The organism is Corallincola platygyrae (assembly GCF_039544265.1).
Classification (GTDB): Bacteria; Pseudomonadota; Gammaproteobacteria; order Enterobacterales; family Neiellaceae; genus Corallincola; species Corallincola platygyrae.
Window position 1 is genome coordinate 42,923 of record NZ_BAABLI010000032.1, and the last position, 23,274, is coordinate 66,196.

20 protein-coding genes are annotated in these 23,274 nt (G+C 49.6%); 13 read left to right on the forward strand and 7 right to left on the reverse strand.

Annotation, left to right across the window (positions count from 1 at the left end):
- The first annotated feature begins 4 nt into the window (after nt 1–4).
- The 3 genes from ABEA14_RS17630 (at nt 5) to ABEA14_RS17640 (ending at nt 6,011) form a co-directional block, all read left to right on the forward strand.
- Complete coding sequence (locus ABEA14_RS17630; RefSeq protein ID WP_345341884.1) at nt 5–4,999, forward strand: C39 family peptidase; 4,995 nt, start codon at nt 5–7, stop codon at nt 4,997–4,999.
- A 43-nt stretch (nt 5,000–5,042) separates the two neighbouring features.
- The gene (locus ABEA14_RS17635) at nt 5,043–5,513 is read left to right on the forward strand and encodes an HAD family hydrolase (protein WP_345341886.1); all 471 of its coding nucleotides are present in this window, start codon (nt 5,043–5,045) and stop codon (nt 5,511–5,513) included.
- An 87-nt stretch (nt 5,514–5,600) separates the two neighbouring features.
- Nucleotides 5,601–6,011, forward strand: a complete 411-nt coding sequence (locus ABEA14_RS17640) for a VOC family protein (protein ID WP_345341888.1) — start codon at nt 5,601–5,603, stop codon at nt 6,009–6,011.
- A gap of 25 nt (nt 6,012–6,036) precedes the next feature.
- Here the strand turns inward: ABEA14_RS17640 and ABEA14_RS17645 are convergent, their stop codons facing one another.
- The 4 genes from ABEA14_RS17645 to ABEA14_RS17660 all read right to left on the reverse strand — a co-directional run bounded on the left by ABEA14_RS17645 (nt 6,037) and on the right by ABEA14_RS17660 (nt 8,926).
- A complete protein-coding gene (locus ABEA14_RS17645; protein ID WP_345341890.1) occupies nt 6,037–6,414 on the reverse strand; it encodes a hypothetical protein in 378 nt (125 codons plus the stop codon).
- Nucleotides 6,415–6,526: 112 nt separating this feature from the next.
- Nucleotides 6,527–7,222: a hypothetical protein gene (locus tag ABEA14_RS17650; RefSeq protein ID WP_345341892.1), complete on the reverse strand. Its 696-nt coding sequence runs from the start codon at nt 7,220–7,222 to the stop codon at nt 6,527–6,529.
- Nucleotides 7,223–7,256: 34 nt separating this feature from the next.
- Nucleotides 7,257–8,246, reverse strand: a complete 990-nt coding sequence (locus tag ABEA14_RS17655) for a hypothetical protein (protein ID WP_345341894.1) — start codon at nt 8,244–8,246, stop codon at nt 7,257–7,259.
- 110 nt (nt 8,247–8,356) lie between these two features.
- A complete protein-coding gene (locus ABEA14_RS17660; protein ID WP_345341896.1) occupies nt 8,357–8,926 on the reverse strand; it encodes a TetR/AcrR family transcriptional regulator in 570 nt (189 codons plus the stop codon).
- Between the two features lie 286 nt (nt 8,927–9,212).
- Between ABEA14_RS17660 and ABEA14_RS17665 the strand changes: the two genes are divergently transcribed.
- Both ABEA14_RS17665 and ABEA14_RS17670 read left to right on the forward strand, forming a co-directional pair.
- On the forward strand, nt 9,213–10,187 hold the full coding sequence (locus tag ABEA14_RS17665; protein ID WP_345341977.1) for an efflux RND transporter periplasmic adaptor subunit: 975 nt from the start codon (nt 9,213–9,215) through the stop codon (nt 10,185–10,187).
- 5 nt (nt 10,188–10,192) lie between these two features.
- Nucleotides 10,193–13,264, forward strand: coding sequence for an efflux RND transporter permease subunit (locus tag ABEA14_RS17670; protein ID WP_345341898.1), 3,072 nt, complete (start codon nt 10,193–10,195; stop codon nt 13,262–13,264).
- Nucleotides 13,265–13,340: 76 nt separating this feature from the next.
- Here the strand turns inward: ABEA14_RS17670 and ABEA14_RS17675 are convergent, their stop codons facing one another.
- Nucleotides 13,341–14,198, reverse strand: a complete 858-nt coding sequence (locus ABEA14_RS17675) for a spondin domain-containing protein (protein ID WP_345341900.1) — start codon at nt 14,196–14,198, stop codon at nt 13,341–13,343.
- A gap of 384 nt (nt 14,199–14,582) precedes the next feature.
- On the opposite strand from ABEA14_RS17675, the gene ABEA14_RS17680 reads away from it, so the two are divergent.
- The 4 genes from ABEA14_RS17680 (at nt 14,583) to ABEA14_RS17695 (ending at nt 16,194) form a co-directional block, all read left to right on the forward strand.
- Nucleotides 14,583–14,993 (forward strand): hypothetical protein, encoded by a 411-nt coding sequence (locus ABEA14_RS17680; protein ID WP_345341902.1) that lies wholly within the window; start codon nt 14,583–14,585, stop codon nt 14,991–14,993.
- A 94-nt stretch (nt 14,994–15,087) separates the two neighbouring features.
- The gene (locus ABEA14_RS17685; RefSeq protein WP_345341904.1) at nt 15,088–15,420 is read left to right on the forward strand and encodes a hypothetical protein; all 333 of its coding nucleotides are present in this window, start codon (nt 15,088–15,090) and stop codon (nt 15,418–15,420) included.
- A gap of 153 nt (nt 15,421–15,573) precedes the next feature.
- The gene (locus ABEA14_RS17690) at nt 15,574–15,789 is read left to right on the forward strand and encodes a hypothetical protein (RefSeq protein ID WP_345341906.1); all 216 of its coding nucleotides are present in this window, start codon (nt 15,574–15,576) and stop codon (nt 15,787–15,789) included.
- A 30-nt stretch (nt 15,790–15,819) separates the two neighbouring features.
- The gene (locus tag ABEA14_RS17695; RefSeq protein ID WP_345341908.1) at nt 15,820–16,194 is read left to right on the forward strand and encodes a nuclear transport factor 2 family protein; all 375 of its coding nucleotides are present in this window, start codon (nt 15,820–15,822) and stop codon (nt 16,192–16,194) included.
- Between the two features lie 33 nt (nt 16,195–16,227).
- On the opposite strand, the gene ABEA14_RS17700 is transcribed toward ABEA14_RS17695, so the two are convergent.
- Complete coding sequence (locus ABEA14_RS17700) at nt 16,228–18,393, reverse strand: alpha-amylase family glycosyl hydrolase (RefSeq protein ID WP_345341910.1); 2,166 nt, start codon at nt 18,391–18,393, stop codon at nt 16,228–16,230.
- A 262-nt stretch (nt 18,394–18,655) separates the two neighbouring features.
- Between ABEA14_RS17700 and ABEA14_RS17705 the strand changes: the two genes are divergently transcribed.
- From ABEA14_RS17705 to ABEA14_RS17720, 4 genes are all read left to right on the forward strand, one after another.
- A complete protein-coding gene (locus ABEA14_RS17705; protein WP_345341979.1) occupies nt 18,656–19,261 on the forward strand; it encodes an NADPH-dependent FMN reductase in 606 nt (201 codons plus the stop codon).
- A gap of 44 nt (nt 19,262–19,305) precedes the next feature.
- Nucleotides 19,306–19,725 carry a VOC family protein gene (locus ABEA14_RS17710; protein ID WP_345341912.1) on the forward strand — a complete coding sequence of 140 codons (420 nt, stop codon included), beginning with the start codon at nt 19,306–19,308 and terminating at the stop codon, nt 19,723–19,725.
- A 222-nt stretch (nt 19,726–19,947) separates the two neighbouring features.
- Nucleotides 19,948–21,384 carry an alpha/beta fold hydrolase gene (locus ABEA14_RS17715; RefSeq protein ID WP_345341914.1) on the forward strand — a complete coding sequence of 479 codons (1,437 nt, stop codon included), beginning with the start codon at nt 19,948–19,950 and terminating at the stop codon, nt 21,382–21,384.
- Between the two features lie 122 nt (nt 21,385–21,506).
- Nucleotides 21,507–22,487: an alcohol dehydrogenase catalytic domain-containing protein gene (locus ABEA14_RS17720; protein WP_345341916.1), complete on the forward strand. Its 981-nt coding sequence runs from the start codon at nt 21,507–21,509 to the stop codon at nt 22,485–22,487.
- A gap of 111 nt (nt 22,488–22,598) precedes the next feature.
- Here ABEA14_RS17720 and ABEA14_RS17725 read toward each other — a convergent pair whose 3' ends face one another.
- Nucleotides 22,599–23,255 carry a nitroreductase family protein gene (locus ABEA14_RS17725; protein WP_345341918.1) on the reverse strand — a complete coding sequence of 219 codons (657 nt, stop codon included), beginning with the start codon at nt 23,253–23,255 and terminating at the stop codon, nt 22,599–22,601.
- Nucleotides 23,256–23,274 lie beyond the last annotated feature (19 nt).

Consider the following 23,274-nt stretch of genomic DNA (forward strand, 5'->3'; position numbering starts at 1 on the left):
ACACATGGACGTCACTCGTGAAGTCGAGACGCAGCCGATTGATGCGCTTGTAAAAGAGCTTAAAGCCACAGCCAAGCAGGGCCTGTACAAAACAGCGTACCTGAAAGCGATTGATAGCTGGGGCCCGCTGCAGAACTGGCACACGCCCAAACAACTGTCTCTGGCAACCCACCTGCTTAGCCGACTCGGTGCTGACCGTCTGGCAGATAGCCTATGCCTGAAACTCTGGCGCAGATTCCCACATAACAATGATGCTGCCATCAAATACGCTATCTACCTGCAAAACAGCAAGGGACCGCTGGCCACCTTTAGGTTTATTGAAGACCATGAACCGCTGGCTGGAGACAACACCAAAGACAGAGCCGAATGGTTGGTGATGCGCGCGCTGGTAGCGATCCGGTTCAGGGATTTTGAAACAGCCGAGTCATTGGCAGAACAGGCAATAGAAATGACACCCGATGACGTCTGGGTGATCTCACTGCCAGGCTATATTCTGATGTCACAGCAGGAGTTCGAGCGCGCAGCTGAATTCTACCGCGCTCTATATCTGTCTCATCCTGTCGAGTCAGTGCTTAACCAATGGGCGAATGCCACCACGGCAGCCAGCAGCAAATCCGATGCAATCGCCCTGCTTGAACAACATATTGAGAGGTTTGAATCAGCCAGCTTATGGAGTCATCTGGCGAGCCTCTATTTGAACAATCACCAATGGTCTGAAGGAGAAGCAGCACTAGCGAAAATCCAGCAATACCGAATTGGTCACGACAAGTCACTGGAGCAGTATCTTGAGGGGCAATATGCCCGGCTGGCGCTGGAGTTTGGCGACTATGACAAAGCCAAGGTGCATTTAAGCCTTTGCCGCGGTAGTTACCACAAATCATTGCTCAAGCAACTCAACAGCAGTGACGATCACCAGAACAAAGTACAGCTAAACGTACCTTTTATTCGCCAAGAATATCTGACCTGTGCGCCCACCACCCTGGCGGCATTGCTGCGTTACTGGGGTATGGATTACAGTCCAAAACAGATTGCAGATCAGATCTGTTACGACGGTACCCCCGAGCACCTGCAGCGTAAGTGGCTGAATGAACATGCGATCCCCCACAGAAGCTTTGCAATGACCTGGGAATCGGCGGTGACGCTGCTTGATGCGGGGTTCCCGTTTGCTTTGGTGACTCACGACTCTACCAGCTCACATATGCAGGCGGTGATCGGTTACAACGCGACGACTCGGGTGCTGTATCTGATGGACCCTTCGTCTTCTTCTGAAGTTGAAATGCTGGCCGATCCCGGCATCGAGCAGATGAAGTACAACGGCCCGAGGGCAATGGCACTGGCACCGGCAGACAAAGCCGAACAGCTGGCAAAGTTTGAATTGGCTGAAGCTGAGATTTACGCGCTGTACAACCCCTTCGTTGATGCGCTGGAGCAAGGGGACCTGACCGCGGCTGAATCTAGGCTCGCTGTTTTAGAGAGTGCGCACTCTGACCACAGGCTCACACTGTTGGCGCAACGATCGCTGGCTCATCAGCAGGTCGACCACAGGACCATGTTGGTGAAGACTCAAGCCCTGCTTGACCGCTACCCCGAAGAGAGCTCACTGGCACGCTCCGCATTTCATTCCATGCTCAATCTGGGAGATACCGAAGAAGCGCTGAACTTCGGCCGAAATCAATTGGCGTTGAGGAAGGATCCCAGCTTTCTGCTGATGCTAACCCAGCAACTGCACAGCATGAAGAAATACGAAGCTGAGGTTGCTAAATACACGCAGCAGCTTCAGCAATATTGCTGGCACCTGGGAGAGGCGCTCTGGTCGCTGGGCCATTGGCATTGGGCAAAGCAAGAGTTTGAGCAAGCGCTTAACGCCTACCGATGGTCTGCCACACTGGAAGATACCAGTGAAACCAGTGCTATCAGCTATTTCAAGGCTCTGCGCTGCCAAAAGCGCGAGCAAGAAGGATTGGAATTCCTTAAGAAGCGCTATCAAAGGCTGGGTGCCAAAGCCGCAGGCCCTGCGATAACCCTGTTTGAGGCCCATGAATTAATGGGCCACGAGCACAAAGGCTTGACGCTACTTGAAGATGCGATTGAACTGAGGCCGAATGACAGCCAGCTACAGGCGTTCTATCTGGGTCAGTTGATCCAGGCGGGCAATATTGAACAGTTTGAAAAAGCCTTCTCAGAACAACATCAACACCTGGACGAGATCACCGCGAAGCATCTGCAAACCAAAGCGCTCAGGTATCAAGGCAAGTTCAACGAGTTGTTACCGCTCTATCGAGAACTCCATAAGGTACGCCCGCTGAGTCGAGAGTTTGGCGATAACTACTGCCAGTTGATGGCACAGCGTGAAGACCGAAATACTCTGGACCAAGAGTTGGAGCAGCAGTTAGCAAACGCCCCAACCCAGTGGACTCCCTTATGGCTGGTAGCCGATTGGCATACTAATTCCGATCGACAGATCGAAGCGCTTAAATCGCTTTTAGCGCGAAATGAAGATAGCGAGCAAGTCCATAGCCAACTGGTGAGGACATTGATCAAGCAACAGGCCCTTGATCAGGCACTGGCTCACGCCCGCAATTTTGTTGCGCAAATGCCGCAGATTTCTTTGGCTCATGCAGTACTAGCCGAAGCCCTGCTTGCTAACTCAGAAACTCAGCAAGCCAAACAATCAGCGCTGGAGGCACTGGCCATCAATGTCGACAATGACGACGCTATCTACACCCTGATGCGCACCTGCGCCAATATGGAAGAGCGCACTGACGTGCTGGAGCGGGTCATTGCTCTGCTAGACACTCAGTCAGTGTTTGGCGATGCCCTATGGAACATCAGTTATTGGGCTCAAAATGCGCTCTCTGATGAACGACTTGGAGAGTTGCATCGACTATGGCTGCACCGTTATCCAGACTGCTGGGAGGCATGGAGCAGCGCCGCAACTTATCACAGAGACCGAAATGATCTATCCACCTCTTTGGACCTTCTGAACAAAGCCAGATTACGCTTTCCACTGGTACCTAAGGTGCATTATGACTTTGCTGAAACCGCCTTTTACCTCGGGCAGTCCAAATTAGCGGTAGATGCTCTAAACGAAGCGCTGGCACAGAACCCACACTGGACATCCGCTTACAAAAAGCTCAGCGAGATTTATGAAAGCCAGGGCGATTTGGTCCAGGCAACCGAGGTGTTAAAGCGTGCACTCGTCTATCAACCCGATGATGGCATTCTTTATGGGTTACTTGCCGATATGCAATGGCGAGAAGGCAACAAAGAGATACGTGAAGAGGCGCTTGGCAACCTCGGGAAAGCGCTGGAACGTACCATGGATTACCCGTGGGCGTGGGAGCAGTTAACCACCTGGGGCAACGAGCTTAATAAACCAAATCTCGCCTCCGAGTTGGCCCATAGGTTCGTAGAGGAGAACGACTCCGCGCCGATCACCTGGTTGAACCTGGCGAGATTTGGTGAGCTGGGTAATAAACAGCAAGTAGAAGCCAACATTCGCAAGGCGCTGTCTTTGAACCCTGAATACAGCAGCGCACAGAGTGCCCTGCTTGATTTGATGCTGGACCAATATCGCTACGCAGAAGTGTTATCCACCTGTGATGAATGGACCGGCAAAAACGCCCTCAATGTAAATGTGAAATTTAAGCGCGTTGAGGCATTCTGGCGCACAGGCCAAGGTAAACAGGCCATCGCCGAAGCGCAATCCATATTGTCAGATTCACCTAACTACAGCACGGGTTGGCGCAGGCTCGCCTCCATGGCCCGACGCATGAACAACAAGGTGATTGCATTGGATGCTGCTAATCAACTGGCAAAGTCCAACCCTCATGATGCCAGCGACCTGACCTTTGCCGCCGATGTCTTCTCGGAATTCCGTCCCAGTGACCCTAAGGTGGGCGATTGGCTGGCTAAAGCTTTTTCCATTCAGCCTCAGGAAAGCTACGTATCGCTCAATTGGCTTGACCATCTGCTGGAGCAAAATGCCTATGAACAGGCACAGGAAGTTGAACAGGTTATCGCCAAGTTTGAAGATGATCCCTGGCTCTGGACCAGACAGATAAAACGTTTTTGCGCTACGGAGCAAACGGAGCAAGCGCTGGCCCGCTGGGAAGAGGTTCTTAGAAGCGGCGAAGACACAGGCTGGCTATATCAAACAGGCTTGCAGGCACTGACCAACACATCGGTGTCAAAACAGGCAATTATGCAGTTGGAAGCGGCTATATCTGACAACCAGGCGGCTCCTGTTGCGGCTAATATATGGGCAAAACGCCAGCACCCTCGAAAGAATCGCGTCAACTTGTTCAAAATGTTTGATAAGTTGCACGGTCCGGTATGGGATGCGCTGGTTGAAGGTTATTTTGAACGCTTAGAGGAGAACCACCAACTTCCTCATCCAACCTTTTTGGAACAGCATCAGGCCAAGATGAAAGCCTCTGTGAGGCTAACGGGCAGTTACGCCTACCTGCTACAAATGAATGGTCATTTCTACGATGCCATCGACTGGTATAAACACCTGCCCACAGGCAAACCTGAGCAAGTGCCTGGCTACATCTGGTATCAATACCAGTGGGCTTTGCGATACCTGAATCGATGGACAGATGCCAAGCGTATCAACCTGCTGGCGGTAGAGAACGAACCGGATAACTGCTATGACAGCGCGCTGCTTTGGCGCGCATTGGATCTGCTGATGGCGGGACAGGAGCAAGGCCAAAACGTACTCTCTAACTTGAATCAGGATTACATTACGACCACGGAGCAGCACCTCTATCAGTGGTGCCACCTTTACGGGGCGATCCTGGATGCGCCTCTGGATACGCAGTTTGAGCAACTACTGCCACTGATGAAAGAGGTAAGAAAACGCCGCAAACAAGATCCCAACTGTCAGTTCATTGCGCGTGTTCGCCGTCACTTTATTGCCGCAGCATCAAGTAACCTGGCATCTGGGGGATTACTTAAACAACTCTGGATTCGATTACGCTTGAGCATGAAATTATGATAGATATTTTGCTTCCCCATTATCTTTCGAGGAATTGATTGCTGTGGCAACTAAACCCATCTACCTGTTTGATTGGGGAGATACCCTGATGGTGGATATCCCCGGCCAACCGGGAAAAATGTGTGACTGGCCAGAGGTCATCGCCTGCCCTGACGCGGCCACAACGTTAGCCCAGTTGTCGCAACAGGCGGATCTGTATATCGCCACCAATGCGGCCGAATCTACTCCCGATGATATTGAACACGCTTTTTCCCGCGTTGACCTAGCTCGCTATATCAGTGGCTACTTCTGTTTCACCAATATCGGCGCGCGCAAAGGACAACCGGAGTTTTTGCAGCGGATTATAGAGCAGCTAGATGCTGCGCCTGAGCAGATCATTTATGTGGGGGACAGCCTCGACAAAGACGTATTGCCCGCCCTCGCCGCGGGCCTAAATGTAGTTTGGTTGAATGGTGACAATCTAATCGATACACCTAAAAACGTTCGCAGGATAAAGAGTCTGGCTGAACTCTAATTACCCTCATCCCTGCTTAGCAAAATGTGTAGAATCCCCCTCTCACACGACCCAAAAATTTTTCCCAAAGAGGGGCAGTTTTCTTTTATGACAAAGCCTGTGACACAGCGGATCGGCAATATCGCCCTGCTGGTTGAAAATTATGATGATGCGATAGCTTTCTACACCAGCCAACTTCAATTCACCTTGGTTGAGGATATCGACATAGGTGATGGCAAACGCTGGGTTCAGGTGTCGCCGCCCAATTGCCTTGGCACAAATCTGGTTTTGACACAGGCAACGACAGACGCGGAAAAACAAGCAGTGGGAAATCAAGCTGGCGGATTAGTGTTGATGTTGCTGCAAACCAATGACTTTTGGCGGGACCATAAGCAGATGAAAGCAAACGGTGTGATCTTCGAAGAGGAGCCCAGAGTCGAGCCCTATGGCACTGTTGCTATCTTCCAAGACTTATATGGCAACCGATGGGATCTGATTGAACCAGCAAGTGATTTCTAACAACGACCAGACAGCAAGGAACTGTTTAAGCACGCCCAACCGCAGAATCGGCTTCTTCCAGGCTAGAATAAAGGTTGAATGTCCAGGTAGTAGCGAGGTCGGAAATGGCCTCAATATAACGTTTGATCTTAACGCGGACCTCCTTATCTGAAGCAACAAAAACGCCTCTAAAAGACGCCTTGTCGATGGAGCGTCCCATATCCTTCACTGCTGACATCAGGATTTGTGTTTCTGACAACTCTAAACGGTCAACGTCCGATAGATCCCAGACACAATAATCAGCATCAGGGAAGCGTGGACTAGCAAAAACTTCGTGGTCAGCACCGCAAACATCCTGATAAGGGACAACGCCGGCAAACCTGATATAGATGCCATTTTCTTCCCAAACAGCACGATACGACATTGCTACCTCACACTCCGTTTTGGAGATTCTTAAAACAGTTCTTTGTTAGCAAAAAATGCGCGAAACACCCTAGGTATTTCGCGCATATTTGACAGCTAGTTTAAGCGCTTTGTTACAGCTTTTTCCCTGACCAAGGACAATAGTTCCAGGACACATGGGCCAATTCGCCGTTCGGACACACACGCGGAACAAACAACGAATTCAACGGCGTATCAAAGCTAGCGTTCAAGGGGATGCCTTCTCTGGTTTTAACTGTCACTTCAAGATTCCCGGTGGCATAAGGATCTAGCAGGCGTTTACCTTTGCCGTCAACGTCTCGATAAATATAGAAGTGAAAGTTCGCTCCCATTTGGCCCATTGCCGCTTTAAGAATAGGGCCAAATTGTGCCATCAGAAGCTGCATCTCTTGATCGACATTTAGATCAGGCTTGAGAATGACTTCTTCTGCACCGGCAGCGGTATATGTCACACGCATACTCTTGGTCATCTCCTCTCTCGAGTAGAAGTTAAACGCACCGAGAGGGGAAATATCAGCCTGAACAACTGCAATGACAGAGTAATCTATCAATACTGACAGCATCTGTTTCTTCATCGCCTGAGTAATATTCGGGTCACGAGTAAGCACCGATTTCCAATACTCGTAAGGGACCCACCAGCTGAATGCAACATGGCTATCACCTGCACCTTCAAACTGCGCCTGCGTATCTGCCGTTATCTCATTAATTGACACCGCAGACAGTTCCTTGCGTTCCAGTGCTACCCCTTGCAAAGAGAAACACGCCAGAACAACCATCAATACTTTTCTCACGCTACTAACTCCCAAAATCTACCGTTGCCATCTGTTATTGAGCAAACTCACTCTCTTGAATATGAAAAGCTACACTCCCCTCTCCCAATGAGGGGGAAGGCACGGGCATAGCCAGAACGAACTCGCCTTGCATCTCTGTTCGCCCTGTCCCGTGTTCATCTTCGAAATAGACAAAGTCACCATTAAATAGCGTCAATGAGATCACTTTTTCAAACTTGCCGTTTTCACCATATTGGACTTTGATGCTGGCCAGGTATTTATCTACTTTCTCCGGCGTGTGCACAGTCAGGTCTAACGCCTCTTCCAGCTGTTGTTCGAATTCTCCAGGCAGTGGCAAGCAGTTGTCGTAGTGCAATCGACAAATGCCATAAGGCTTTGTCCGAATATCCAGACGCTCCCACATCACTGAAGCAATGCGCCCGGGAAATCGGTTGAAGTAATCGCTGCGCCGAAACACTTCTTCTCCAATAAACCCCAAGGCTTCTGGGTAGTAGTCATCGTCAGGGTAGGTCTCATCCCAAGGTAAGTTGCTAACGGGCCAGTTTTTCTCGTCAGTGAAGTAGGTGGCAATAATAAGGTCATCGAGCGATGTATCACCGGTATTGAGCGCCATGACACGGGTAAATCCATTGTCGCCCAAGAACTGATAGAACAGGTAGACAGGTTTGCCCTTATGCAGCCAGTAGAACACAAAACCTATATCCTGTTTAATTCGGTAACTGCGTTTGTATTTCACCTGGCTGGCAATGGGATCGGGCTTGAAAAGTGACTCATCTGCGGTTTTCTGAGCCAAAGACTGTAAGTCCGGTAACAACCATTGCCACTTGGGGTCAGCTTCACTGACCTCTAACCCTTGGCCAATAAAGGCTAGGTCGGAAGAGACGGCTTTGACCAGTTTATAGTCGTGAGGAGCAAGTGTTTTAGATTGGTAATAATCCAAATAGAAACGTACAGCCAGTAGCGCCAACGCCAGCATAACGAAGTAGGCTAATCCCCAGCCAATCAGTTTCTTTATCATGTACATAGGCATCGAGTTCCATTCTTGCCATTCACCCTACCGAAAGCCCTGCGTTTCGGGAAGGTGACATATCACGTTTTGCTTTATTTAGCGGATGTTACTCAGACTGTGAGACATCAGTCGATGAGTGCCGTGCGATAAATAGTGATGAGTTGTTCAAGGGTCTCGCAGCTTTCCTCTTGAGTCGCAGAGGTAAACAGGCCTTTGATACTCAAAATCAAACTGCTGGCGATCGCTTCAGCAGTGAGACCTACTCGACTAAAAGAGATTTCACCTTTTTCAGCGCTCTGTTTCAGGCACTCAGCAACAAACTCTGCCATCACCTGACGGTGAGCTTCCATCTCTTTCGCACAATAACGCTGAGCAGCCTGCACCAAGTCATGCAATACCAGTGAATCACTAATCTCTTCGAAGATAGGCAGACCCCAGTCGTTCAATAACGCCTTGATTGCATCCCAAACAGAAGCATATTTAGCGGGATACTCAGGCAAGCGATCCTGTAGGCGTTTCTGGTGTTGCAATACCACGGTTTGAAACAGTTCCTCCTTACTGGAGAACTGTTTGTGGATGGTGACACGGGAGATCTCAGAGTAACGGCTGATCATGGCGATGCTCGCCGCACTGTAACCATGGCGGAAGAAACAACGCTCTGCAGCATTAAGAATGATTTCGCGGGACTGAGACATAACCTGCCGTACTACTTGAATCAAACAATCGGCGCGTAGGTTAACGACTTCGTTCTCAAGGTGCAATTTTCATGTTTACACTTTTTGTAAATATGTTAACTTTATTTCAATTTTGTATAGTAACCATGCAGTGAGTGTTACATTGATTATCCAGCGACCGCCCCTTATATCGAAATCGGCCGCCTTGGCTTTAGCCTTTATCCTGGCTGGAACAGTTACTTTAACTGGCTGTAATAACAGCGGTTCCGACGCAGAGCAAAATAAGCAGTCACAACTAAAACCACGCGTGGTACAACTATCAAAAGTGATCTCCGCAACCGCTGAGCGTCACTACCAGTTTCCTGCTACGGTTCAACCGGTAAAAACCGTAGAGCTGAATTTTGAAGTCTCTGGTCGCTTAAATTTCACTGATATGCCCCAAGGCACAGCAGTAAAGAAAGGTCATCTGTTGGCCACCATGGACAGTGCACCATTTGAGCGCCGCGTTCGTGAAAACGTCGCTCGTCATAAACAGGCGCGACTGGAGCTGGAGCGCATCCGCTCCCTGTATGAAAAGAACCTGGCTGCCAAACGCGATCTGGACAATGCTGAAACCCAGTTTGAGATCACCCTGGTCGATCTGGAAAACAGCCGTCAGGATCTCAGCTACTCCAGTTTGGAAGCACCTTTCGATGCCCTGGTCAGCGAGCGCCTACTGGAGAATGACAGCTACATCAGTGCTGGTACGGCTGTGGTGCGCCTTCAGGATATCTCCAAAGTACGCTTCGAATTGAACGTTTCTGAACGCATTCTGACCGCCAATATCGACAACAAGATCGTCAGTGCCAAAGCCTTTCTTAATGGCGCCGTAAACCAAACCTTTGATATCCACTACGTCGAACACACCACTGAACCCGATCCTGTAACCCAAACATACAAAGTGCTGTTTGAGATGGAGCCCCCCGAAGGTGTTCGCCTGACACCAGGACTGCGCGCCTACGTCGAAGTGAGCGTCGCCAACATTCATCATCAGGGCGGTATTGTCGTGCCTCTGACCGCCATGGTGGCGGAAGCCGACGACAGCTTCAGTGTGTGGCGCTTTAATCCAGGCGCCAAAACGGTACACAAACAGAAAGTGCGTGTTGCCAGCGTTACCGGCGAACACGCAATCATTGTCGAAGAAGATACTGCCAATGGTCTGCGTGCCGGCGATGAAATTGTATCCGCAGGCGCATCGCAGATGAGCGAAGGCTTGTTGGTTCAACGCTACGTTGCGGAGTAACCGACATGGATATCGCTCGTTACTCAATTGACACCCCGGTCAATACCTGGCTGCTGATCCTTATTTGTCTGATCGGTGGTTTGGTGGGCCTGAATAATATCGGCCGGCTGGAAGATCCCGCATTTACCATCAAGCAGGCCAAAGTGCTGACGGCCTATCCTGGCGCCAGCGCCGAACAGGTAGAACAGGAGATCACCGAAACGCTGGAGATCGCTATCCAGCAGATGCCACAACTTCGCCGAGTAACTTCAGTGTCAAAACCTGGCAATTCGGAGATCACAGTAGAGATAAAAACTCGCTTTGATGCCGACCAGCTGCCACAGATCTGGGATGAACTGCGCAAGCGACTGAGAGACGCTCAGGGCACACTACCCAATGGTGCAGGCAAACCCAGAGTCGTTGATGACTTTGGTGAGGTATTCGGCCTCTACTATGCGCTATCTGCGCCAGACTTTTCACCGTATCAACTGCGCGAGTTTTCTCGCATCATTCGCCGCGATCTGTTGATGGTGTCAGGTGTCGCCAAGGTGGAAGTCAACGGCGTGATGCAGGAACAGATCGTCGCAGAAATGGACCCCAATCATATTGCTGGGTTAGGTCTCTCTTTTCCCGATGTCGCCGCCCTATTGCAATACAACCTGCGTCCCTTTAACAGTGGTCGCATGTTAATTGAAGGCAACCAGATCCGCGTGCCAGTGGAGTCAGCCACCAACCACCTGCAGGAAATAGGCAACCTGATGCTGGCAGTGCCCGGTAGCAACGCCACCATTCGCATCAGTGACTTTGCCGACCTGCGCTTAGAAACCAAAGATGTACAGCCTAACTTGGTGCGCTACCAGGGTAATCCGGCAATAACGCTCGCTGTTGCAGCCCAGAGCGACGTCAACATTGTCGAGGTCGGCAAAGCGGTTCATCACCAGGTGAAGTTACTGCTTGAACGCTTACCTGCCGGTATCACGCTGGATGCCATTTATGACCAGGGCAAGGTGGTCGATGAATCCGTAGATGGCTTTATTCTGAACCTGGAACTGTCGGTGATGGTGGTTACCCTCACCCTCTGCCTGTTTATGGGATGGCGCTCTGGCGTGGTTGTCGGCTCAGTGTTATTGCTGACGGTCATGGGCACCATCCTCACCATGTGGCTGTTTAAGTTGCAGCTTCAACGCATCTCGCTGGGTGCCATGGTGATCGCAATGGGCATGCTGGTTGATAACGCCATCGTGGTGGCTGAAGGCATGATGCTGAGGATACAGCAGGGTAAGTCCGCCAAAGACGCGGCCAGCTTTATCGTTAAACGCACCCAATGGCCCCTACTCGGCGCGACAGTGATTGGTATTGCAGCGTTTTCCGGTATCGGCCTGTCCGATGACCAAACTGGTGAATTCCTGTTCTCGCTGTTTGCAGTGATCCTGATCTCTCTGATGCTGAGCTGGATCCTGGCCGTAACCGCCACACCTTTGTTTGGAAAATACTTCTATAAAGTGGGTAACAGTGGCGCCAACGAAAGTTTTAATTCAGTGTTCCACCGCATCTACCTTGCAGGACTTAACGGTGCCCTTCGTTTTCGCTGGATCACCGTACTGCTGCTGGTTGTTATCACCGTGGTCGCTTACGCCAGCTTTGGTAAAGTAAAACAGGGCTTCTTCCCACCCTCTAATACCCCCATCTTCTATATCCACTATTGGGGGCCGCAGCACCGCGATATCCGCACCACAGAGCAGTTCATGGTGGAAGCGGAAAAGCTGGTACGTGACAACGAGAATGTGGAAGCAGTAAGCACGTTTATTGGCCGCGGCGCTGATAGATTCACCCTCACCTACGCACCGGAATCCAGTAACGAAAGCTACGGCTTGTTTATGGTGCGGATGAAAGATCCTGCCGATATCGACGCATATGCATCTGAAATCGGGCCTAAATTGCGTTTGGTTGATCCGGAAGCCGATATCTTTGTGAAACGCATTATCTTTGGCCCTGGCACAGCGGCGAAACTGGAAGCCCGTATTTCTGGCCCGGATGCCACGGTACTCAGACAGTTGGGTGAACAGGCTCTGCAGCTATTTGAACAAGACCCGTATCTCAAGGACCAGCGCCACAACTGGCGCGAAAAAGCGATCACGCTGGCACCGCAATATGAAGAATACAACGCCAGTGTCGCCGGGGTGACGCGTGCCGATTTTGCCGATGCGATCCAGTACAACACCCATGGTCTGGAGTTGGGCAAGCTACGTGATGGTGACTATGACTACCCCATCGTTGCAAAAGTGCCGAACTCTGAAAACGCTACCGTCGATAGCCTGCGTGATGCTCAGGTGTGGAGCGCGCAGCAAAGACGTTACATCCCGTTAAGTCAGGTAATGGAAAAGGTAGAACTGCAAAGCGAAGAGGTACTGCTGCAGCGCCGCAATCGAATTCGGACCATTAGTGTGCTGGCTGAGCCCGGCGATCATGAAACCGCCGCCAAAGCGCTGGCCCGGATTCGCCCCGCTATTGAAGCGATGGATCTTCCCGACGGCTACTCGCTGGAATGGGGTGGCGAATACGAATCCAGTCGCGATGCGCAAAAAGCTTTAGGAGGCGGATTACCCGTCAGCTTCCTGGTGATGCTATTGGTGACCATTCTGCTGTTTGGCAAAGTACGTCAACCGCTGATTATCTGGCTGATTGTGCCAATGGCCGTGGTAGGTGTTGTCACTGGCTTGATCAGTACTGGAATGCCATTTGGCTTTATGTCACTGCTCGGCTTCCTTAGCCTGTTTGGCATGATGATTAAAAACGGTATTGTTCTGATTGAAGAGATCGATCTTCAGATTGAGGAAGGCAAACCTGTTCGGCAGGCGATTGTAGACGCCAGCCTCAGTCGTTTACGTCCAGTATCTCTGGCGGCAATCACCACCATTCTGGGTATGGCGCCGCTGCTGTTTGACGCGTTCTTTGCCGATATGTCAGTCACCATTATGGGCGGCCTGGCCTTTGCCACCGTGCTTACCCTTATCGCCGTACCCGTGTTGTACGCGATAATGTTTAGGGTGAGCTTTAGGAAGCAGCCCGCTCCGAGCGCACAGGCGGTTAAGAGTTAAGATCTATTCGAAAAGGAAAAGCCTTCTCTGCTAAAAACACAAGGTTAAGAGAAGGCTTTTTTATATTAGTTATCTTTTACGAAAGGCTCTTGCTACTGCCATCTCTTCTGCGACCGTTTTTTCTGGTACGTAGCGCGATCAAACCTAAACCGCTCAGCGCCAGCACCCCAAACGCCGCAGGCTCTGGCACATCACGGATCTGAATTCGCGCCACTTCAAAACCCTGTTGGGTAAAGTCAGCCGCCATCTCATCAATGGTGTAACCCGTCGCGGTAGTACCGCCGATAATCGCCAGGCCACCGGGCAGTACATCTAGCCCTTGGTGAAAGCCTATCAGGCCATTTTCATCTTCTCTGGGCAGTGCATCAGCACCCATCAAAAATGGGGCACCATAGCCAGTATTCTTCTCAGTACCTGAATCCCAAACTTGAGAGCCCAGTACCAGAATGTCCAGTTCCTGGAAATTGCCCATGCCATCAAACAGGCTGTATGCCATAGCGTTGTCGTTACCAATAAAGGCATCATTGGTTGGGATCAGCATGGAAAGGAAGCTGAAATAGGCATTGTCGACCGCATCCAATTTAAACACACCCGACTCGGCGCTCTCACCTGGTTCAAATACCGGCGCCATACCACCGGTTGCCAGCAAAGTGCCCTGCACACCATTCGCCTGAGCGGCCGCAAAGTCGCCAGACACGCCCGAGGTATCGCCATTTTCCGCTAACGCCTGCACTGATGCTGATGCCGCTGCGCCGGCATTAAAGCTATCAAACGAGCCGTCATGAAAACCCATCCACACCGGGGTGATCGCCAGCCCTCCCTGATCAAACAAACTGGTCACTTCCACTCTTACATATGCTGCATTGGCTACCGATGACAGACAGACACTCCCGGCAACCGCCGTCATCGCAATTGTTTTGCTTATCCTGTTCATAATTTTTGTCCCAAGTCTTAAACCTATGCGTCCATCCAAGGTGATAAAACGCGCATGAGGGGCTTAAAACCACCCGGCGGCTAATACGCTACCCAGACCATCGGAAGTACCCACACCACAGACAATCTGGCAAACCACGCAACAACAGAACTGACGAGGGTTTACTGCAAAACCAAACTGAGATTAGGGAGCAAATATCGCAGAAGTATCACAAGGGGATAACGATATTGGATACAGCATCAATAGCGGACTGATGACTAGAACACAGCCAAAGCAATCGTGTAGTTTCCCGGTTGAGAGAGTCACTAATTTCAATAGTAGTGACCTAACCACCTGTTTCGATAGCAAACTAGCTGATAAGGTCGGTCTAAAGGGGGACTCTGTATGAATAACGTAACCATCTTGTTAGTGACACTCTTGTGTGTGTCAGGTTGCAGCTCTATTAGTGACATTTCAACAGATCCGCGGTTTTCTGAGGTTTTGGGTCGGGATATCCCACTTAAAGAACAGGCAGTTGTTTGCAGCGGTAAGCCTTTAAAAACTGGCTTATGGTCATTCGTAGACTATGAATTGATTTATGACGAAGACCAAAAAGGGAGTTGTACCTTCGGCGAAACCGTTGGCGTACTAAAGATCGGCAGTCCAATCGACATATATGAAGTAAAGGTACACAAAACATTTGGTGTAAAAACGGCTTCAGATCTCTATTTCATTGCTCGCTCTAGCTCTCTTGGTACTTCGAAACAAAGTTTCTATATTTCGATGGGCAGTTTAGCCAGCCTAATTCATCTGTGATCCAGTTACTAACACGTAAGACTTTCTGATGCGCCCTTTAGACTCTAAACGCAACAAAACCGATGCCATCATTAGATCTTTCAATGTGGCTCTGATGAGTGATGCGAAGTGGGTAAAGTTACTTTCGAACTTGTCCGAAATTGCGGAAGATAATTTGAAAACCACAGTAAAGCTTGTATGGGATAAAAGCCCTAGATCTATACGTATTGATAGCGACATTCAGTTTGGCTTCGACTATTACATATCATCAATGGAATCAATGATAAGTGGCTACCCTAAAGGTTTCTACGATTACCGCGAGCTGGAATGGATTGAAGTTTCCGCATCGTCAGCAGTCCTGGAGCACATTGAGGCTAAGCTTAAGAGTCTTGGACAATTTGAAACTGAATTTCGCGAAAAATCTATTCGCATCTATGGCTACAAGTAGACACCTGGCAAATCGAATATACTAAGGTCTTTGCCTCGTAGCTGCTGCGCCGCAAATTGAAGCTGCTCCCGTGAATTAGGGCACTCTAAAAGCTAAACAAAACCTATGAAATGCTTCTGCTGCGATAAACGCGCGACTAATAAAGAATTGCTGGTGATCAAAACTCAGACATACTGCGCCGTATGCGCTGAGGGTTTGTTTGGCAGGGAGGCGCTGGAAAGCCCTGCTCCAGAAAAATCGACGCTGCCTTTGCAGCTTTTATCTCACTTAAAAGTGTTTCTGTTTTTGGTATCAGGGCTATGGGTACTGGTACTTTTGTATGAGCTGGGCGAAGCGCTGGTTAAATTTATCAAAAAGCGGTTCTTTTAAAGAGCTGCGTGCCCAAAAAAGGACCTTGATATGACTTTCAAACAAGCATTAGCTCACCACCTTGCAGCAATACAGCAGCGTGATCTACGAGGTTTTCGTGAAACAGTGGTGCAGGACGAACGCCTGATGGTGATATTGCCTAACGGCAAGGTTATCCAAGGGTTTAATGACGTACTCACGTTCCATACCGGGTGGTTTAACGATCAGGACTGGCGGCTTGAAACAAAACAAATAAGCCTTGTTGAAGGTGACTCTCTCTCCACCGCCCTGCTGCTAGTTGACTACCAAGACCTAAACGCTGACGGTGAGCCCTATTCGATGAGCTACTACCTGAGCCTGACGTTTACTTTTGAGCAGGGTAAATGGCTAATGCTGTTTGATCAAAATACCCTTGTTTCTAACTAACCACCTCGACTAACAACTAACGCCAAGCAGCGTTTAGCGGCACCGCTCCGATGCTTCAACCTGATAACGCCGCGAATTAGCATCAAAGCTAAACCGATAACAGCCTGATTCTGAGATGCGTAAACGGATATTATGACCATCAACATCACCCTGCCCATCGCCTTCGTTATCGCCCCAGTTTAAGCCCCAGGTCGACTCTCCCCTAACCTCGAACTTGTATTCATACTGACCCGCGCTTAAGACTGTATCCACGGTCCACACGCCACTCTCGTCAGTGGTCATGGGCGATGAGCCGTCCCAGCCATTCATACTGCCGCGCAGATAAAGCGAATCCAGTTTCGGCCCTCTCAACATCACAGGTGTTGTGATCGCTTCTATGTCACCGGGATATGCGGCGATCAAATCCGCTTGGCGCTGGCCCAGGTACAGTGCGGTCACGCTTTGTTCGGGCACGTTCTCGATGCGCACCCGGTCGTAGTTACCATCCAATATTGTCTGAGCATGTGATTGGTCACCCAACAAAGGCGAAAGATAAATGCCCTCTTTTTGCAGCGCTGAGTGTTTCAAGGAGGACAAATCCAATGAAATGGTGCGCTTAGTTTTAGCCACATTGAGCACCAGCACTATCGCTTCATTTTGGTTATATCGCGCCAGTGCAAACACATCACTTTGATGGGCTCGCAGTGAGGTGAACTGACCGGATTTGGTAACTGGGTATTGATGGCGGATCTGCAAATAGGTGCGGTATTGCTGCAGCAGCGAATTAGCCTGTTGTGTCTGCTTGGCTTCATCCTGCCAGTTAAACAGCCCTCTTAGTTCCACATCGGGCCGTACTTTGCCGGTAAGCCCCAGTTCGTTACCGTAGTAGATCATCGGCGTACCGGGACCCAGCAGTTGTAACGCTGCTGCCATCGCCACCTGATTGGCATTGCCATTATGCCGGGTCATGGGTCTTGGCAGATAGCTATCGTGGTTGCTAAGGAAGGTCATGGTCTGATAGCCAGCAGGAAAGTGGCGAGCCTGATAACGCCAAAGTTCCGTTAAACCTGACGAACCAAAGCCTGAAGGATCCCCCGCAGCCACTTCGGCGGCTTCCCACGCCCAATTAAAATCAAATCCCAATTGCAGGGAATCTTGCCCATTGCCAAAGTAGCGACCCGCTTGCTCCTTGGGTCGCCAAAGTTCGCCTACTAGCACTTTCGCTGGCTGATAGCTGTCAGCGATCTGGCGATACTGTTTTAACAGTTCAAAGGTGGCAGGCCTGTCGGCTTGTAGCGTCGGACCATCTTCAATTAGGTAAGGTGTACCATCAACCCGCGCACCATCAAAACCGAAATCCAGCCAGTACCTAAGCACCTTGGCCATCTCTTCTCGCACTAAGGGGTTATGGTGGTCGAGATCGGCAATTTCCTCACTTTGAAAATAGGTGTAAAAATAGCGGCCGTCGGCAGGTTTCCACACATGGTGCCACTCTCCTCCGCCCCAGGCGTCTTCCCAATCTGTTGGCGCCTCGTCACGCCAGGGATACCAACTCTTGTATTTGCCCCCTGCCCGGCTCGATTTAAACCAGGGATGCTCCACTGAGGTATAGCCGGGCACAAAGTCGAACAACACTTTTACGCCCCGCGACTTGGCCAGTGCCAACAACGCCTTTAAATCTTCTTCGTCTCCAAACAGCGGGTTTATCTGGTAGTAATCCGTGACATCGTAACCATGAATATTGTCGAGAGGATCGTTGGATTGTCTGGCGGACTGATAAAAGGGAGAGAGTAAGATCAGATCGACACCAAGGTCTGCATAGCTCGCTGGATTGCCGTCATTGAGATAATCAAAGCGTTGAATAATGCCCTTAAAATCACCGATCTGGTCGCCATCACCATCAGCAAAAGATTTAAGCCAGATATGGTAGCCCGTAGCATGACGGTACCACTCAATATTGTCTTCCGGCGCCTGGGTTGCGGGTGCGGGCGCAGGTTCAGCAGATGCTTTTTGCAACGCAGCGAGTTCAGCATAGCTTTCGTTGGCAATGGCTAAACTTGTGATAGGCAAGATGATAGAAGAATGACTTGATACTGCGGGCGCTGCATCTGTTGTTACGCAAAGAGAAAAAGTCGCCAAACACAGGCTTGTCATCAAGAGTGTGCGGCCAGGAGATACACAGCCGTTCACCAAGTTTTGCCTACCCAGCTTTAGCCCCATGGTTTTCATCCCCCCATTCTCTTGGTTGGGTTCAGCACAGAAACACATAGCCCCACCAGAACTGAATAGACTCGCACTAAAACTTCATCATATCGAGAGCGATAGATTACATCCGCTAACGCATTGAAAACTGTGAGTAACCCCTATTTCCGCGAGCCAAACACCGCGAAGAAACCAAGATTAAATAAACTTTTTACTTTACTTTACTTTAATAGATAAACCTTCTAGCTTACTTATTAAATAAACAACAAAGTTTATAAAAATAAAGCTAGCCATTATCAGTGGAAGCCATCGCACAGGATCTCAAAGCGCCAAAGTAGCCGGGTATCTGGCTGAAACGGTCAAAGATTATGAGCAAGTCACCCACATCGAACTGTGTCGCTATGACCTACCATTTTGGGATGGAGGGGAGCTCTCCCCTAAAGATGCACTGGTCTGGGAGCAGGTGTCACAACCCGTCCGGGACGCTGATGCTTTGGTGCTGATTACGCCTGAATGGGGCGGCATGGCAACACCAATTATGAAGAACTTTCTGCTGATGTGTGGCCTGAACGAGTGTGCTCACAAGCCAGCCTTACTGGTATCTGTTGTGAGTGGTATCAGTGGCGCCTACCCTATTGCAGAGCTGCGTATGAATGCGACTAAAAACATCAAACTGGTTGCGGTGCCCGATCACCTGATCATCAGAGATTGCACGGAAGTGCTTAATAGTGCCCAAGCGGAAAGTCCTCGCGATAGCAGGCTGCGAGACAGAGTCGACTATTCCCTGCACATGTTGCACCAGTATGCAAAAGCGCTAAAACCCTTGCGAGAAGAAGCCCACACAAACCCACACCCAAATCAAGGTAACTACCCCTACGGCATGTAGTGCATACAGCTTAAGCCTGCAGCCAAAGAATAAGGAAAAACCTCATGATTAGATTAGAACACATCAACCTGGTAGTCCCCGATATCGCCCAAGCACTGGCATTTTACCAAGCCGCGTTTCCGCACTGGCGCACCCGTGGCGGTGGCGATCAGGTGTGGTATGGCACCCCCCGTAGCTGGATACACTTTGGCGATGACAATAACTACATCACCCTGAACAGCGCTGGCCAAGGTGAAAACCGAGATTTAACCGGAAGCAGCACCGGTCTGGCCCATTTCGCCTTCGAAGTCGATAACCTGGACGCGATGATCACCCGCTTAAGTGACGCAGGTTTTGAAGTGGCTAAACAGGGAGCCGATGAACCATTCAGAAAAAACGTCTATTTCATCGATCCAGCAGGGTTTGAAGTGGAATTTGTGGAGTACCTGAGCGATCTGCCAGAGCAGAGAAATATGTACTCCTGAAACAACCTATTTAAATTCAGGCTAAGTGCACAGGACCGGTGCACTTAGCCTTAACGAACCTAAGCCCGAATCGCATGAGCAAGCTCTAATTTTTATTTTGTTAGCATTGGTTTATCTGGATAAACCATGGAGAATTGAAACTATTCAACTACTCGAATTCGCTGTTAATAATCTGTCCGACGAGTGGTGATTACTAGTTCACATAGGAAGTGGTGAGTCTGGATGACACTCTTTTCAATTTTATTGGCAACGGCCCTCTCCGTTAGCCACGACAGTGCAAACATTTCTAAAAAAGTATGCTGGTTTGATACTCCAAAAGCAGTCACTGCAGAGTGCTATCAACTGAGGGTCCCTGAGAGTAAAACCCAAAAAATCAGCACTATTTTGTCTTTACCCGTGGTGGTTTTGACGGATAGTGAAACTGACGAAAAACTGGCTCCGGTAGTTCTACCCAGCATAGGCCCTCTATATGGGCTTGGTCTGGGTGAAGAACACATAGCGAAAGCGCTAGCGGGGTTTTCCTCAAATGAATTTGGCAACAGAAAACATATCTATATTGATACTCGAGGAACAGGGTTGGCTAAACCAATCCCGAACTGTCCCGAAGAGGAAGCGTATTCAACTCAGGACAGAATGGACTTTGGCAATTGCATAAAGGAGATATCAGCCGGAGGAAGTGATGTTTACGAGTATCGAGCAGAAAGAGCTGCTGATGACATAGTTGCACTTAGCGAAGCGATGAAGCTTCCGCGCTTCCATGTGATCGCATACGGCCAGGAAACCAAAGCAATTCAGATTTTGGCTCGAAACAATCCAAACCTTATTAAATCAGCCATTTTTCTCAACCCCGAGCCAGAGCGATACCCCACCCTGGAATACACAGCTGAAAGCTGGGCAATTGCCGTGCAAAGAGTAGTGCAACTCTGTCGACACTCGACCATATGCAGTCAGAAATACCAAAACATATTTGAAGGGGACATCGACAAATCAATCGATGATATCTCTTTGGATCCGCTCACTTTTGAGGGTGAACCAGCTTCTTACTTCTTGCAAAATGAATTCAACGGCTATGACATTGCAACACATATTTACCTTGGCTTTGAAAATGCCGAAATGGTTAAACATGTCCCCGTATTGCTCTCATTAGCGCTGGCAGGTAACGGCCAGCAATACGCTGATTATGTATACGGGTTATATCAGGAAATTGACTGGTCGCAATATGATTATGGAATAGGTGAAGCGACAACTTCGATAGCTACATACTGCCAAGATAGATACTGGGTAAATGACAAACGTCAGATGGGTAAGCAAGGGCCGTACTTTCTAAAAGACATAGAGGCCAATGCGCTAAAAAACTATGAGTACTATTGTGAAAATGTTTTTAAAAAACCATCTCACAGTTTCGCCCCTGATGCCATTGATGACTATAACTTTTTAGCAGTGTATGGCGATCTGAGCGCTTATGTATCGCCGGCTAGTTACTCCTTTTTTGCAAAGCCAAGTAGAGGGCAGCGTATCGTTGTAAAAAACGTCAATGAAGATCTATTCGAATCTGAATGTACTGAAAAATGGATGACTGAATACATGGATATGATCGACGCAGGCATGATGCCCCCCATTAAACTCTCGCCATGCGAGCCGAAAGTCATCGACTTCTAAAACGAAAATCTATCCCTCAACATTGCAATGATTTGTAACGGTTCTTTATGTGGCAAGCCTTTCAACGGTTTGCCACACTTAGCTAAGCTATTAGCCTACTCTCCGAAACTGATTTACTCGTTATGAAAACGACCTGTTACAACCCAGCCAACGATACCTTTTCATACACAGACAAAGCTCTGCCCTCCCCTGGCCCAAATGACGTGCTGGTCAAGGTGCTCGCCTGCGGACTAAACCCAGTCGATGCCAAGATCAACCTCTGGCATGGTGCCGCGCCCGGCATGAATGCTGATTGGGTGCCGGGCCTGGATGTGACAGGTGAAATTGTCGAACTGGGTAGCGAGGTTTCTGGCTGGTCAGTGGGCGACAAGGTGCTGTATCACGGTGATATGTTCCGCCCCAATGGTGGGTTTGCCGAATTCGCTATTCATGCCGCAGCCACCCTGATCCCGATGCCGAAAGTGGCACCTGAAATTGCTGCCGCGACACCCTGTGCGGGTTGGACAGCGTGGCGCGCGTTGGTCGACAAGTTGGATATTGAAAGGCACAACGCCCTATTTGTGGCGGGTGGCTCAGGTGGTGTGGGTAGCTTTGCACTGCAGATAGCACGCGGTTTTGGTTTGGAAAAAGTGATCACCAGTTGCTCAGCGATAAATCATGAGTTTGTAAAAAGCCAGGGAGCAACTCATGCCATCGACTACCGCTCGCAAGATGTGGTCAGTGAGCTACTGAAAATCACAGACGGCGCGGGCGTCCCCATCGCATTGGATACGGTCGGTGGCGACAACGATATTCTCTGTGCCAGTGTGTTGGGATATGAAGGCGAGATGGTTGAACTGGTGCAAACCGTCAGGCCGGAACTCTACCCTGATGCCTTTATGAAGGGCCTGAGTTTCCATCAACTCAGCCTGGGCTCAGGTCACCGCAATGGTGTCAAAGCCGTGGCCGATCTTGTCCGTGCCGGTACTGATTTCTCAGCGTGGTTGGAACAAGGCAAACTTCAGGTCGAAAAGCTGACGGAAATCAGCTTGTCCGACGTTGGAGATGCGTTGAAACAGATACGTGAACAACGCACTGTAGGAAAGATCGTACTGGTAAATTAGTTCACTGCTTGAGGCCTCTAAAAAATCAATAGCGCCTGCGCTTGTTGTTGGACTAATTATTGAACAACAAGCGCAGGCGTTTTTAATGTTTGAAGCTCAGCAGAACAGTCTTTAAAGCGTAGTAACCACGTCTTCGAGGTTCATACGTGCTTTGGGCAGTCCGTGGTTATAGTCTTCTGATTCAAGGTGGTAGCCCATGGCCAGTGCAACCTGACAGACATGACCATCCAGTTCCTGCTTAAACTCTTCACCAATCAGATCGGGATCCACCCCTTCCATCGGCGTTGAGTCGATACCTAGGCGCGCTAACGTATGAAGCACATTGCCCAGAGCAATGTAGAGCTGGGCTTTGGTCCAGCCACCGTTGTAACCACTTTCATCCGTATTTGCCTCGGCAAAAGCATAGGCCCCCATCATGTTGTCATACATCTCTTTCGGCAGGTGACCAGATGCAACCTCGGCATCAACACGCTTGGCATACTTCTCCTTGGTAAAGTAAGGATCGTAGGCAAACAAAATGGTATGTGATGCTTCTTTTGCATGAGGCTGATTAAACTGATGCATGTTGGCAAAGGTGTTGTGAAAACGCTGCTTGGCCGCCTCAGACTCAATCACAATAAACTTCCAAGGTTGCGAGTTGATTGAGGAGGCTGACATGCGTAGCGCCTCTTTAATCACTTTCATATCTTCCTGAGAAATACGTTTGCTGGCGTCATACTTCTTGGTGGTATAACGCGCGTTCAGGTCGCGGATAATTGGGTGCGTCATTTTGTTTCCTCAATATGGT